Below are 14,422 nucleotides of genomic sequence, written 5' to 3'. Positions count from 1 at the left end.
TCCGTGGTGTGTGACGCCCATGACAGCGCACGTTACCCGTTGAGGAAGCCGGCGACCCGCCCCCGCAGGGCCCGGCAGCGCCGGGCCGCCACCACCACGGCACCACCCGATGCGGGCCCATGAGCAGGGGAGTGCCCCGCACGCCGTCGGTGTAGTGGGCGGTGACCACGAGGCCGGCCAGGTCGAGGGGCTCGCCGACGGCGTACGTGGTCCGGGTCGGGGGGCGTCCGCACCGAGACCGAGGTCGGGTCCCCGCCGCCGGGCGGGCCGGCGTCCTGACGCACCCCGGCCCGCCCGCCACCTGTACCGCTACGAGACCGGCGTGCCCCTGCTCTCGACGCGGAAATGGTCGAAGGCCACGCCGAGGTCGGTGGACGTCCCGCCGCGGTTGAAGGCGACGAGCCCCGCTCCCGCCGGTTCGGCGGTCAACGTCGACGACCCGATGTACCGGTACACGGACCCGTCGGCGGAGTAGTAGGTCTTGTACGTGTTGCCGATCTTCGTCATCCGCAGCCAGATCGCACCGTCCGCGCCGACGATCCGCTGCGCGTCGGCTCCGGTGATCTGCGACGTGGACACCGTGCCGTTCTGCTCGCGAATGACCACGACCCGGGCCTTGTTGACCGGCGCCGTGGCGCTGCCCATCTCCCAGGCCAGCTTCACGTAGTTGTCGTCGTCCGCGTAGGCGATGATCCCGCCCTGCTCGTTGTTGTTGGCCAGTGGCCGGGAGAAGACGACCTTCGAGTCGATCGTCCAGTCACCGTTGACGTCCTGCAGCGCCACGTTCCGCGCCGTGTTCGCGCCGGCCTGCAGGTCGCCCTGCTGAGAGGTGATGACGAGCGAGCCGTCGGCGAGGCGCCAGCGGCTGGCGTCCGGCCGTACCCAACGCCACTGCGGGCCCAGCTCGTCCGCGGTGAACTCGTCGCTGCCGGTGAGGGTCGTGTTCAGGTCGACCGTGTAGGCCGACGACGCCTCCCCGTTGGTGACGGTGACCCTCGCCAGCCCGGTGGGAGTGGCCGCCTGCTCGACCACGACGGTGGCGGCCGGGTCGTTGGCGACCGCCGCCACCCTCGCCACGGTCTCCGTGCCGGCCGGCACCAGGACGTTGTAGCGCAGGACGCTCGGTGCGAGGTCGGCCAGGTCCTTGTCGTCGACCCGCAGGCTCCGCAGCGTCGTGTCGGTCACGAAGTCGAAGACGTAGTTCTTCACCATCGGTCCGAAGAAGTCGTCCTTCGTGACCTTGACGACGGCTCGACCGGGCACTCCGTCGGCCTGGCTGACGATCTCGTACCGGGCGGCGGGGTCGGCCGACGTCACGGCCGTGATGGTCGGCGAACCGCCGCCGGCAACGGGAATCCGGTAGGCGGCGGCCGACAGGTCGAACCCGCCGAACTCCTTGCCGTTCACGACGATCTTCGCCGAGAGCGGCCCACCGTCCACCGGGATGTCCCGGCCGCTGAACTCCTTCCAGTAGTTGACGCTGGTGTCCCGCCAGGTCGCCGCGTCGGTCTCGTGGATCGCCAGCGCGGCGCGTACCTCACCGAAGCGGCGCGCGTCGAGGTACGGCTGGAGCGAGTCCCAGGTCTCCCGCATCCAGGTGACGTACTGCACCCCCATCTGGTAGCGGTAGACCAGCTCGTCCCAGAACCCTCTGCCACTGCTCATCCGGCGGTCCCATGGCACGTGGTGGAACCACATCATCAGGTTCTCGGGTACGGTGTCGATGTTCCCGTACCGTTGCTCGAGGGTGGGAAAGTACTGGGCGGCCAGGTTGCTGCCGGTGGGGGAGCGATCGAAGCCCAGGCCAAGGCTGTCGGCCTTGTTGTAGTACACCGGGCTCCAGTCGTCCCGGGTGTTCCACTCGGCCGGGTTCGGCCCGTAGTGGTTGCCGGTGAACTGGTGCGCCACGCCCAGCGGGGTCTGGTAGCTGACCAGCGCCTCCCAGGAGCCCATCATCATCTTGACGATGGTGGCGACGGCGTCGCCGTTGTTGCTCCAGGTCATCCGGGTCCAGTCGGTCGCGATGTCCGTGGACTTCAGCGTCCAGTCCCAGGCCTGCCGCCCGAACGCGAACAGGTTTGCCTGGGAGAAGTGGTGCCCGGTCAGGTTGGCGGCGTTGCCCAGGTTGGCCACGCCGACGATGGCGGTGTCCGGCTGGTGCTGGGCGCTGCCGTCCACGATGTTGCCCACCAGCCGGTTTTTCAGCAGCTTCCCCTGCTTGTCGGTGGCGTAGGTGTCGGTCTTCAGCACCTCCTCCCACATCGGGGCGAGGAAGCAGAGCATCTTGTTCTGGCCGGTGTACTCCTGCGTGATCTGCAGCTCGATGGCCTGGTTGGTGTTCTCCATGCGCCCGAACATGGGGTGGGTCGGCTCCCGGGCCTGGAAGTCCAGCGGCCCGTTCTTGGTCTGCAGGAAGACGTTGTCCAGCAGTCGGCCGGTCGTGCCGTCCGGCTGCGGCTCGTCGTCGATGTAGCCGAACTCGAGGTACGCCCGCTTCAGCCGGTCGTTGTCGACCTCCGCGTTGTAGACGAAGGTGCGCCAGTGCACCCGCATCCCCAACGGGGCTACCGCCGCCCCGACACCGTTGGCGCCGTCGCCGTGGTCGTAGCCGAAGTCCTGGGGGCCGGGCTGGCCTTCGGAGTTGGCCTTGACCGTGAAGCCCATGAAGTCCGGGATGGACGCCTGGATCTGCTGCGCCTTGCGGTTCCACCAGCCTCGGAAGGCGATGCCGGTGGGATCGAGCTGGCTGTTGGTCAGCGTGTCGGGGGCGAACCGGGCGTCGGTCGGCGCCGTGTACCGGATGGAGAGCCCGATCTTGATCCCGTACGGGCGCAGGGCGTCGGCGAGCGCCGCCTCCTGCGCGATGTTCCGGGTGGTCAGGTACACGTTGTCGGCGTTGACGTTGTTGATGGTGATGCCGTTGATCCCGAGTGACGCCATCGCCCGCGCCGCCACGATGTAACGGTCGAGGATGACGGGCAGGTTCCGGCCGGCGTTGGCGCCGGTGGCGGCGAAGTTGAAGATCTGGCCGTTCTCACCGTTCACCCCACCCTGCCCCGAGGCGTTGTTGCCGGCGTAGAGGCGTTCGGTGTCCCAGTTGTTCAGCAGGCGGTGCTTGATCTTCGGGGATTCGGTCAGATCCAGGTTCTGGATCGGCCGCTGGGTCTGCATGCGCCGCAGGAAGGCGTACGTGCCGTACAGGGCGCCGAGCTCGGTGTTCCCGGCAATCACGGTCAGGTGGTCCCTGCCCCTGACCACCGTCCGGACGACGAAGCCCTCGTCACCGATCGCGGCCAGGTCGGCAGCGGGTACGTGATGCGCCACGGCCGTTGAACTGTCCCGGGTTCCCACGACGATCGAGCCGTCGCCGAGGTCGTCCGCGGTGGTCATGACCGGTACGTCCCGCCCCAGCAGCCCGCCCAGGCCCCGGACCAGTTCGTCCCGTGCCGCTTCGAGGCTGGTCTCCACCAGCTTCTCCTTCGCCCCGGGTTCCATGGCCAGGTTCGCCGTGTGGCGGTGCACCTTGTCACGGTCGGCGTTCTCGACCACGACCGTCCGCGCGACGCGCTGGTACTGCCGGAGCAGACCGGGGTTGCTGACCGGCACGTAGTGCAGCCACATCTGGGAGCCGTCGTAGTCGTCGGCAACCGCAACCGCTGCCGCGGCGGCCGGCGCGGGCGGCACCGTCAGGGCGGCGGCGACCATCATGAGGGCCATGAGAAGACCCAGAACTTTGCCGCTTCGTCTACGCTCCACGCTTACGTTCATCGCACATTCCTCTGCACATTCATCGGCGGGACCGGCATTCGATTTCGCGGGCTGGTCGGCGCTGACCGCCGCATTCGACCGACCTCGGGAACCTCTGCGTTCATTCCACTGCTGGCAATGAGGGAAGTTGGGCGGCGGGTCACTGTGGAGGGATTCTCTGCCCGTGCTAGTGACGACATCAGAGGTGAACTACGTCAGTCAATGGCTGTCGCCACTGAAACTTGTTTCAATGCGGCGGCGCCGCAGTTTCGCCGTGATTGCGACGTCAGCTGTGCACAATGGGCCACCGAGCCCGCGTGACGCAGTTCCACGGCCCCGGCGGCTTTATGCCCCCGCCATTCGTCAGTAGGGGTGGTGCGAGGACGATCCGTTAAGGTCGGTCCGCAGTCGCATTACCTGCTCGGTCAGTACCGCCCGGAACCCGCCGTGCTCGGGAAGGTCGGGGCCGAAGATCTCCGAGACGCGCAACAGCGAGTCGACCAGCCGGGACGGGTCGGCGTCGGCCGATGCGGCGGCACGTAGCCGGTCCGCCAGCGGGTCGTCCAGCGGTAGCTCTCGGCCCCGCACGTCCCAACCACGCGCCACATACACCATCCACGCCGCGACCGCCAGTGTCGCGTGCCGTGGCACCACTCCGGCGGAAAGCCGGTCCCGCACGGTGCCCAGCAGTCGTACCGGCAGCTTCTGCGACCCGTCCATCGCCACCTGCACGGTCCTGTGCCGCAGCGCCGGGTTGGCGAAACGGGCCAGCACCTGACGGCGGTAGCCGGCCAGGTCGAGCCCGTCGGGCACCCGCAGGGTGGGCGTCACGTCCTCCACCATCAGGGCCTCGGCCGCCGCCGCGAGCCGGTCGTCGGACAGCGCCGCCGCGATGGTGTCGTATCCGGACAGGGCACCCAGGTAGGCCAGCAGGGAGTGGGTCGCGTTGAGGGTGCGCAGCTTCACCGCCTCCCACCCGGCGACATCGGTGGTGAACAGCGCCCCGGCCCGTTCCCACGTCGGCCGGTCGGCGGCGAAGTCGTCCTCGATCACCCACTGGCGGAACGGTTCGGTGACCACCACACCCCGGTCCTCGAGGCCGAGCAACCGGTTGGCGTCCGCACGATCCTCGTCCCTGGTGGCCGGCACGATCCGGTCGACCATGCAGGATGGGAAACGCACCGCGCCCGTGATCCAGTCGGCCAGCCCCGCCCCCTGCGCCGCTGGCAGCGCGGCCACGAATTCGTGCACCAGCCCGCGCAGCACCCGGCCGTTGCCGCTGAGGTTGTCGCAGGACAGCACGGTGACCGGGGCGCCGCCGCGCGACCGGCGCGCCTGCAACCCGCGCACCAACTGGCCGACCGCGGTCCGCGGCGGTCGGCCGGTGAGGTCGGCCACCACCTCCGGGTCCGACCGGTCCAGCCCGCCGCGGCCGTCGCGCCGGTACCCCTTCTCGGTCACCGTCACCGTGACCACCCGCACCGCCGGGTCGGCGATGCGGTCGACCACCGCCGCCGGGTCCCCGCCACCGTGGAGGACCTCCCGGACGCTGCCGACCACCCGCAGCGCCGGCCCGTCGGCACCGCGTTCGAGCACCGAGTAGAGGCCGTCCTGCGGCACCAACTGCTCGCGGACGGCCGCCGACCGCTGGGTCACCCCCGCGATGCCCCAGTCGTCGCGGCCGGTCGCGGCGGCGGCCAGCTCCGTGAACACGGCCTGATGTGCCCGGTGGAAGGCGCCGAGCCCCAGGTGTACGACCCCGACCCGCAGCGCACGCGGGTCGACCTGCGGGCCGTGCCAGCCTCGACCGGGCCCGGCGACCCGGTCGAGCGTGTCGAGGCGCAGCCGCTGCCCGGCCCCCCTCACAGCACCGCCCCGAGCTGCCACGGCACGATTTCCTCGCCGCCCAGGCCCAGCTCCTCGCTCGCCGTGCGCCGCCCCGACGCCACATCGAGCAGCAGGTCGTAGACCCGGCGCCCCATCTCGGCCATCGGCACCCCCTGCTCGACCACCGCCGAGCAGTCGAGGTCGACGTCGCCGGCCATCCGGGCGGCCAGCTCGGCGTTGGTGGCGAGCTTGACCGTCGGCACCGGGCGGCTGCCGAAGACGGAACCACGGCCGGTGGTGAAGCAGATCAGGTTGGCGCCGCCGGCCACCATCCCGGTCACCGAGACCGGGTCGTAGCCGGGGGTGTCCATGAACACCAGTCCCGGCCGCGGAATCTGCTCGCCGTACTCCCGGACGGCGACCAGGGGGCTGTGACCCGCCTTCGCCACCGCACCCAGCGACTTCTCCAGAATGGTGGTGATGCCGCCCGCCTTGTTGCCCGGGGAAGGATTGGCGTCCAATGTGGTGCCCTGCTGCCGGGTGTACTCCTCCCACCAGTGGATGCGGGCCAGCAACGCGTCCGCCACCGCCGCGCCGGCGGCCCGGGCGGCCAGCAGGTGCTCGGCCCCGTACACCTCCGGCGTCTCGCCGAGGACGCTCGTCGCGCCCGCGGCGACCAGCAGGTCCGAGGCGACCCCCAGGGCCGGGTTCGCGGTCAGCCCCGACCAGCCGTCGGAGCCGCCGCACTGCAGGCCGAGCACCAGCTCCGCCACGTCGACCTCGGTACGCGCCGCGCCGGCCAGGTCGCCCACCAGGTCGCCGACCAGCTCCACACCGCGCCGCACCGCCGACGCGGTGCCGCCCAGCTCCTGGATGGTGTACGACGCCACCGGCACCTGCTCGGCCACGCCGAGGTCCCGCATCAGGCCGGCCACGGTGTTGACCTCGCAGCCGAGCCCGACCACCACCAGCCCGCCGATGTTCGGGTGGCGTGCGTAGCCGGCGAGGGTCCGCCGCAGCAGCTCCCAGCCCTGCCCCCGATCGGCCATGCCGCAGCCCGTGCCGTGGGTCAGGGCGACCACGCCGTCGACACCGTCGACGTCCTCGGCCAGCTCCTCGGTGAGCCGGGCGACCTTGCGCGCCACCGTCGCCGAGCAGTTGACCGTGGTCAGCACCCCGACGTAGTTGCGGGTGCCCACCCGCCCGTCCGGCCGCCGGTAGCCGTGGAACGTACGCCGCAGGTCGCCCGGCAGCCGCGGCGCGGACCGCCACCCAGCCTCCGCCGCCCGCACCGGGGCGTCCGCCGGCATGCCCAGGTTGTGCAGGTGCACATGCTCTCCTGCGCTGACGGCGGTCAGCGTACGCCCGATCACCTGGCCGTACTTGCGCACCAGCGCCCCGGCGGGCAGGTCCCGCAGCGCGACCTTGTGCCCGGCGGGCAGGTCGCCGCGCAGCGTCACCTCACCCGCGCCGGGCACGGGGACCGACGCCCCGCCCGGCAGCGCCCTGGTCGCCACCGCGACGTCGTCGCCCTCGTGCAGCACCAGGAGGCTCACCCGGACACCTCCGCCCCGCCCCGCGCGACCAGCCGGCGCGACTCGGCCAGCAGCGGGAGGCATCCCGTGCCGCGGTGACCTCGCCGCGACAGCGCCGCCGCGGCGGCGCTGAGCCGTACCGCGTCCGGCAGGCCGTCTCCCAACGCCAGCCGGGCGGCGACGGTGCCGGCCAGCACGTCACCGGCGCCGGTCTGGTCGACGACGCGGCCGGCCGGGTACGTCGGAACCTCGATCCGCTGCCCGCCGGCGACCTGGGCCACCAGTTCGTCGCCCAGTTCGTCGTCGGGCACCCGGGCCAGCAGGCGGGTGTGCGCCCCGGCGGCGGACGGCAGCCGCAGCACCGGCAGGACGCGCTGGCGGCGCAGCAGCCCGATCACGCCGCTCATGAGTCGGACTCCTCCCTGACCCGGGCCACCAACTGCGTCGGGTTGACGTAGCGCAGGCCGATCACCAGCAGCACCAGCATCATCGAGGTGTAGATGACGGCCATCGAGTCCACCGTCTGCTGGGCCCGGATGCCCGCCGCGGACATCGAGTAGTAGAGGGCGACGACCAGGGTCTGCGAGTCCGGGCCGGCGGTCAGGAAGGTCAGCTCGAACATGCCGACGGTCCGGACCAGGACGAGGATGGCGGAGGCCAGCATCCCGGGGAGCAGCAATGGTGCCAGCACCCGGAGGAACACCGACCGCAGCCCGGCCCCGCACATCCGGGCGGCACTCTCGATGCGCGGGTCGATCTGCTCGATGAACGGCGTCATCGTCAGAATGACGAACGGCACCGACGGTACGAGGTTCGCCAGCACGACCCCGGAGAGGTGACCGGCGAGGCCGAACTTGTACAGCACCGTCGCCAACGGAATGCCGTAGGTGATCGGCGGCATCAGGATCGGCAGCAGGAAGACGAGGTACGCCAGCCGCTTGCCGGGAAAGTCGCGCCGGGCCAGCACGTAGGCCGCCGGCACCCCGACCAGCAGCGACAGCACCACCACGGCCAGGGAGACCTGCAGGGTCACCACGATGACGTCGAGGAGAGCGAACTCGCCCCACGCCTGTCCGTACCACTTGGCCGTCCACCCGTCCGGCAGCCAGGTGTCGAACCAGCGCTGCCCGAAGGAGCTGACCAGGACGGAGCCGACGATCCCGAGCAGGTTCAGGAAGAAGAATACGACCGCGCCCCAGACCAGCCAGGCGCCGGGGCTCGCCACCAGCCGCCGCCGGGGGCGAGCCGACCCGGCGGTCGCATCGTCCGAGCGGATCGCGGTGCCGCCGCTCATCAGCCCTTACCCCCCGTCGATCCGGTGTAGAGGCGCGTGCGGGCCAGCAGCACCACCGAGATGACGACCAGCTCGATGAAGCCCATGATCATGGCGATCGCGGACGCGTACGGGTAGTCGTACTGCTCGTAGGCGGCCTGGTAGGCGGCGATGGAGATGACCCGGGTCTCGCCGGCCGGATTGCCGACCAGCACGGCGGACGGGAAGACGCTGAACGCCAGCACGAACGTCAGGCAGAACGTCGTCGCCAGCCCCGGCATCAGCAGCGGCAGGGTGATCGTCCGGAACCGCTGCCACCAGCCCGCGCCCAGCGTGGCCGCCGCCCGTTCCAGCGTCGGGTCGATGCCGGTCAGGTATGACAGCACCAGCAGGAAGGCGAACGGGAAGCCCGTGATGACCAGGGAGAAGAAGACGCCCCAGTAGTTGTGCACCAGCCGTACCGGCTCGTCGGTCAGGTGCAGGGCCAGCAGCACCCGGTTGAACCAGCCCGTCGGCCCGAGGAAGTTGAGCAGGCCCTGGGCGGTGAGCACCGTGCCGAGGGTGATCGGCACGACGAGCAGGACGGTCACCAGCCGCCGGCCCCGGAACCGGCCCCGCATCCGGTAGGCGATGGGCACCGAGGCGAGCACGTTGAGCAGGGCCGCCGGCAGCGCGAGCCGTAGCGTGATCCACATCGTGTCCCGCTGGTACGCGTCACCGAAGAAGCGCGCGTAGTCACTGAACGGCCCGCCCTCGTTCGGCTGGAACGACAGGCCGAGCCCGTAGAAGAACGGGTACAGGAAGAGCAGGACGACGAAGAGCACCGCCGGGGCCAGCAGCCACAACTGCCGGTCCACGCCCCGCTCGGCCAGGCGGTGCCGCCAGTGCGCCCGGGCGGGTGGGGCCGCGCCGGGCGGCGAGGTGCGGCGCCGTGTCGTGACGCTCATCCGACCAGCCCCGCTTCCTCGACGACGGCGCCTTCCTCGGCGCGCGGGGCAGGCGCGGGATGCTCGCCCGGTTCGGCGGGGAAGATCAGCAGTCGTTGTGGCGTCACGCCGAGCGTCACCCGGTCACCCGGCGCGACCCGCCGCTCGGTGCGTACGTGCACCCGCAGCCCCGAGGCCGTGCGGGCCTCGGCGGCCAGTTCCCGACCCTGGTACTCGACCACCTCGATCTCGGCCGGGACGGCGTTCGCGGCGTCCGCCCCACCGACCTGGACGTCCTCTGGCCGCACGGCGACCATCACCGACGCGCCGACGGCGACCGGGGCGACCGGGTCACCGGCCAGCCGAAGGCCGTCGGCCTCGACGGTGGTCAGGCCTTCCCGCACCGACCGTACGCGCATCGGCCAGAGGTTCCGGTAGCCCATGAAGTCCGCGACGTGCCAGTTGCCGGGCCGGGTGTGCAACTGCTGCGGCGACCCGATCTGCTGCACCCGACCACCGCGCAGCACCACCAGCCGGTCGGCCAGCGACAGCGCCTCCTCCTGGTCATGGGTTACGTAGACCGTGGTCAACCCCAGGGACTGGTGCAACCGGCGGATCTCGGTGCGCATCTCCAGCCGGAGTTTGGCGTCGAGATTGCTCAGCGGCTCGTCCATCAGCACGAGGGCCGGTTCGAGCACGACCGCCCGGGCGATGGCCACCCGCTGCTGCTGCCCACCCGAGAGCTGGCCCGGCAGCCGGTCGGCGTGCTCGTCCAAGCGGACGAGGCGGATCGCCGCCGCGGTGCGCCGACGGATCTCGTCCCTGGGCAGTCGCCGCATCCGCAGACCGAAGGCGATGTTGGCGCGTACCGACAGGTGCGGGAAGAGCGCGTAGCTCTGGAAGACCATGCCGAAGCCACGCCGCTCCGGCGGCAGGGTGTCGACCCGGGTCTCGTCCTGCCAGATGCTGCCCCCGCTCAGCGGCAGCAGCCCGGCGAGACAGTTCAACGCGGTTGACTTGCCGCATCCCGAAGGGCCGAGCAGCGCGATGAACTCACCGGCGCGGATGGTGAGGTCCAGGTCGCGCAGCGCGTCCTGGCTGCCGAAGCGGCGGGACACCGAGTCGAGCCGCAGCTGGGTGAAGCCCGAGCCGGGGATGCTCATCCTTCCTTCACCTTTCCGCTGCCGATCTCGCGGTCCCACCGGTCGAACGCCGCCACGAGCGCCTTGGCGTCGAGTGGCACCTCGGTCGGGTTGTCGGCGATGAGCGCGTCGTACTCCGGGCGGCCGAACTCCCTGATGGCGTCCTGGCTCTCCTGCGGCGCCATCGACAGGTCGACCCCCTTGACCGCCGGCCCGGGGTAGAAGTAGCCCTGGTCGAACGCCTTGGCCTGCTGCTCGGGGGTGAGCATGAACTGCAGCAGGGCCAGCACCGCCGACTGGGTGTCGGTGGAGGCGCCCTTGGGGACGACGGCGTAGTGGGCGTCGGTCACCCAGTGGAAGCCGGCCAGCGAGCTGACCTTCGCCTCCTTGGGCACCGTGCCGAGCACCCGCGGGTTGATGTCCCACCCGATGGTCGAGGCGATCACGTTGACCGATCCGTTCGCCAGGTTCTTCATCGTCTCGGTCGTGCCGCTCGGGTAGTACTCGACGTAGCGGTCGAGCTCCTTCAGGTACGCCCAGGTCTTGTCCCACCCGTTGATCGGGTCCTTCGGATCCTGGTCGCCGAGGATGTAGGGCAGGCCCATCAGGAAGGTCCGGGCCGGACCGGAGTTCGACGGACGGGCGTACTGGACCTTCCCCGGGTGCGCCTTCGCGTAGGCGAGCAACTGCTCGGTGGTCGTCAGCGGGGTGGAGACCTTCGTCGGCAGGTACTCCAGCAGTGGCCCGGACGGGTAGTAGGTGACCGTCACCCCGGCGTTGCCGGCGAGCTTCTGCATCGCGGCGGCCGGCTCGAGGTAGTTCTGCATGCCCGGCAGCCGGTCCGCGTGCGTCGGCAGCAGATCCAGCCACAGGTTCTGGTCGATGCCGGCAGCGAGGCCGTCCACGCCGGTCAGGACCAGGCCGATGTCGACCCGGTCGGCGTTCTGCTGCGCCTTGATCTTGCCGGCCAGTTCCGGCGCGGGCGACTTCGAGTAGGTGACCCGGGAGATGATGTCGGGGTGCTTGCGCACGAACTCGTCGATCATCCCCTGGGTGAGTTGCAGGTTGCCCGCCACGTCCAGGACGTTGAGGCTGACGGCCTTCGTGGGCTTGTCGGGCACCGGGCCGGTGCTGTCGCCGCTGCCTCCGGAGCCACTGGGCGCCCCGCAGGCGGCGGTGAGGGTGAGGACGGACGATGCTGCGGCGATCAGGGCGCTGCGCCGGGTGAGACCCATGGGACGATCCCTTCCTCGGACACCCCGACGGACGGGGTGCGGCCGTGGTCGTGGTGGTGGCTGGGGCTTGGTCAGGTGACCCGCGCGACCCCGGTGGAGCCGCGCACGAGCAGTTGTGTCGGCAGCTCGCGGCGCGTGTTGCGCACACCGTCGGGCTGCTGGAGCAGGGCGAGCAGCAGGTCGACCGCAGCGCGCCCGGCCTGTTCCTTGCCGACGGAGACGGTGGTCAGCGCCGGGGCGGACATCGCCGACATCTGGATGTCGTCGACGCCGATCACGCTGATGTCGTGCGGCACCTGCACGTCACGGTCGCGCAGCCGGCTGAGCAGGCCGAGTGCCATCACGTCGTTGTAGGCGATCACCGACGTGACGCCCGAGGCGACGACGAGGTCCGCCGCCGCGACCCCGCCCTCGAAGTACGGCGGGAAGTGACCCGCCACGAAGAGCTCCATGCTGGCGGCGCCGGCCGCGGAACGCAGGGCGCGCACCCGGTCGCGGTTGGACCAGGACGCGCGTGGCCCGCCGACCCAGGCGACCCGGCGATGCCCGAGCGCCTGGAGGTGGGCGATCGCCTGCCGGATGCCGTCGGCGCTGTCGAACACGACGGACGGGACGTTGCCGAAGCGGCGGTTGACCATCACGAGCGTGGTGTGTTCGGCCAGGTCGCGGATCTCCTCCTCGGGCGCTCGGGGGGAGCAGAGGATGAGGCCGTCCACCTGCTTGGCGAGGGCGCGGACGAGCCCAGCCTCGGCCGCCTGGTCCTCGTCGGTGTCGGCGAGGAACACCGCGTAGTCCGCCTCCCGCGCCCGGGCCTGCACCCCCTTCACCACGCTGGGGAAGAACGGGTTGGTCAGGTCCGGCACGATCAGCCCCAGGTTCCCGGTGCGCCCCGTGATCAGGCCCCGGGCCGCCCGGTTCGGCGCGTAACCCAGCCGCTCGGCCGCTCGCAGGACCCGTTCCCGGGTGGCGTCGTTGACCATTTCCGGGGCCGACAGGGCGCGGGACACGGTCGACGCCGAGACACCCGCTTCGCGGGCCACCTCACGGATCGTCGCTCGCACGGCTGACCTCCTCGTGGACGGCGTGCTCGAAGTCTGAAACCGATTGCAGTCATGTGTCAATACTTGATTGCGTGAATGTTTCGGCCGGCTGTCGGGGCGGCTCTTGTCGTGGACTCAGCTCGATGCAATCCTTTGCAAAGTTGTTCCAGACCCCGTCGTTGAGGAGAGTTGCGTGGGCCAGCTGCGTCTGCACCCCGACCGCGCCCTGCCCGCAGGAGACGACATGCGGGCCGTGGCCCGCCGGATCTACCAGGCCACCCGGGAGCTGCCGCTGCTGTGCATGCACGGGCACGTCGACGCGGCGGTGTTCGCCCGGGACCAGCGCTTCTCGGACCCGGCGCACCTGCTGGTCGTGCCCGACCACTACGTCACCCGCATGCTCGTCTCGCAGGGCGTGCCGCTGGCGGACCTCGGCGTACCCCGTGTCGACGGCGGGACGGTCGAGACCGATCCGCGCGAGATCTGGCGGCGGTTCTGCGCCAACTGGCACCTCTTCCGAGGCACCCCCAGCCGGTACTGGCTGGAGCACGAGATCGTCGAGATCCTCAAGATCGACGTGGCTCCCGGCCCGGACACCGCCGACCTCCTCTATGACCTGATCGAGGCCCGGCTGGCGGAACCGGCCTTCCGGCCCCGGGCGCTGCTCGACGTGTTCAACATCGAGCTGATCTCCACCACGGACCCGGCCACCTCGACGCTCACCGACCACGCCCGGCTGCACGCCGACGGGCTCGGCGCGCGGGTCGTGCCCACGTTCCGACCCGACGCGCTCACCCATGTCAACTCCGCCGGCTGGCTGCGGCGGGTGCGCCAACTCCAGGAGCTGTCGGGAGTCGACACGGCGGACTACCGCGGCTTCGTCGCGGCCCTGCGGCGCCGACGGGAGGCCTTCGCCGACGCCGGTGCCCGGGCCACCGATCACGGACACCTCACCGCCACCGCCGGGCCGCTGCCCGACGGCGAGGCGGAGCGCGTCTACGCGGCGGCCCGCCGCGGCGACACGAGCGACGCCGACGCCGCCGCGTTCGCCGGGCACATGCTCTTCGAGATGGCCCGGATGTCCTGCGACGACGGCCTGGTCATGCAGATCCACCCCGGAGTGCTGCGCGACCACGACCCCGCCATCCACCGGGCCTTCGGCTCCGACCGCGGCTTCGACATCCCGGTGGCCGCCGAGTTCACCCGGGCGCTGCGACCGCTGCTCAACGCGTTCGGCCACGATCCGCGTTTCCGACTGGTCCTGTTCACCGTCGACGAGACGGCCTACTCCCGCGAGTTGGCGCCACTGGCCGGCGCCTACCCCTGCGTCCGGCTCGGCGCGCCGTGGTGGTTCCTCGACAGCCCCGACGGGATGCGCCGATTCCGCGAACTCGTGACCGAGACGGCCGGCTTTTACAACACCTCCGGCTTCGTCGATGACACCCGAGCCTTTCTCTCCATCCCGGCCCGCCACGACCTCGCCCGGCGGGTCGACGCCGGCTACCTGGCCAGGCTGGTCGTCGAACACCGCCTCGCCGAGGACGAGGCCGTCGAGACGGCGATCGACCTGGCCTACCGGCTGCCGCAGCGGGCGTACGCTCCGTGGGCTGCCGGCCGCACGCCCGCGTCAGCCACCAACCGGTAGACCGGCGTGGCCGGCCGGCACCGCCCCCGCCGCGCCCTCCCGGCGGCGGTCA

11 protein-coding genes are annotated in these 14,422 nt (G+C 71.1%); 1 reads left to right on the top strand and 10 read right to left on the bottom strand.

The features are described from left to right. The 10 genes from AB0H57_RS25965 to AB0H57_RS25920 form a co-directional block, all read right to left on the bottom strand. Positions 1 to 301: bacterial Ig-like domain-containing protein (locus tag AB0H57_RS25965; RefSeq protein ID WP_357510744.1), on the bottom strand; the 301-nt coding region annotated here is incomplete at its 3' end. Between the two features lie 8 nt (positions 302 to 309). Beyond that, the gene (locus AB0H57_RS25960) at positions 310 to 3,717 is read right to left on the bottom strand and encodes an alpha-glucuronidase family glycosyl hydrolase (RefSeq protein WP_357510742.1); all 3,408 of its coding nucleotides are present in this window, start codon (positions 3,715 to 3,717) and stop codon (positions 310 to 312) included. Positions 3,718 to 4,110: 393 nt separating this feature from the next. Continuing rightward, entirely contained in the window at positions 4,111 to 5,613 is a 1,503-nt protein-coding gene (locus tag AB0H57_RS25955) for a mannitol dehydrogenase family protein (RefSeq protein ID WP_357510740.1), read from the bottom strand. Further along, positions 5,610 to 7,130, bottom strand: coding sequence for an altronate dehydratase family protein (locus AB0H57_RS25950; protein ID WP_357510738.1), 1,521 nt, complete (start codon positions 7,128 to 7,130; stop codon positions 5,610 to 5,612). Before AB0H57_RS25950 ends, AB0H57_RS25955 begins: the two co-directional genes overlap by 4 nt. Next, positions 7,127 to 7,516, bottom strand: a complete 390-nt coding sequence (locus AB0H57_RS25945; RefSeq protein ID WP_357510736.1) for a PfkB family carbohydrate kinase — start codon at positions 7,514 to 7,516, stop codon at positions 7,127 to 7,129. Before AB0H57_RS25945 ends, AB0H57_RS25950 begins: the two co-directional genes overlap by 4 nt. Further along, the gene (locus AB0H57_RS25940; protein WP_357510734.1) at positions 7,513 to 8,403 is read right to left on the bottom strand and encodes an ABC transporter permease subunit; all 891 of its coding nucleotides are present in this window, start codon (positions 8,401 to 8,403) and stop codon (positions 7,513 to 7,515) included. Before AB0H57_RS25940 ends, AB0H57_RS25945 begins: the two co-directional genes overlap by 4 nt. Further along, positions 8,403 to 9,329, bottom strand: coding sequence for a sugar ABC transporter permease (locus AB0H57_RS25935; protein ID WP_357510732.1), 927 nt, complete (start codon positions 9,327 to 9,329; stop codon positions 8,403 to 8,405). Before AB0H57_RS25935 ends, AB0H57_RS25940 begins: the two co-directional genes overlap by 1 nt. Then, complete coding sequence (locus AB0H57_RS25930; protein WP_357510730.1) at positions 9,326 to 10,471, bottom strand: ABC transporter ATP-binding protein; 1,146 nt, start codon at positions 10,469 to 10,471, stop codon at positions 9,326 to 9,328. Before AB0H57_RS25930 ends, AB0H57_RS25935 begins: the two co-directional genes overlap by 4 nt. Continuing rightward, positions 10,468 to 11,685, bottom strand: a complete 1,218-nt coding sequence (locus tag AB0H57_RS25925) for an extracellular solute-binding protein (RefSeq protein WP_357510728.1) — start codon at positions 11,683 to 11,685, stop codon at positions 10,468 to 10,470. The genes AB0H57_RS25930 and AB0H57_RS25925 overlap by 4 nt, the downstream gene beginning before the upstream one ends. A 71-nt stretch (positions 11,686 to 11,756) precedes the next feature. Further along, on the bottom strand, positions 11,757 to 12,746 hold the full coding sequence (locus AB0H57_RS25920) for a LacI family DNA-binding transcriptional regulator (RefSeq protein WP_357510726.1): 990 nt from the start codon (positions 12,744 to 12,746) through the stop codon (positions 11,757 to 11,759). 172 nt (positions 12,747 to 12,918) lie between these two features. Between AB0H57_RS25920 and uxaC the strand changes: the two genes are divergently transcribed. Beyond that, the gene (gene uxaC / locus AB0H57_RS25915) at positions 12,919 to 14,370 is read left to right on the top strand and encodes a glucuronate isomerase (RefSeq protein ID WP_357510724.1); all 1,452 of its coding nucleotides are present in this window, start codon (positions 12,919 to 12,921) and stop codon (positions 14,368 to 14,370) included. The last annotated feature ends 52 nt before the right edge of the window (positions 14,371 to 14,422 follow it).

Source organism: Micromonospora sp. NPDC050686 (genome assembly GCF_040654475.1).
Classification (GTDB): Bacteria; Actinomycetota; Actinomycetes; order Mycobacteriales; family Micromonosporaceae; genus Micromonospora.
Note: the sequence above shows the minus strand (reverse complement) of the source record. Positions and strands in the feature narration are given on the sequence as shown.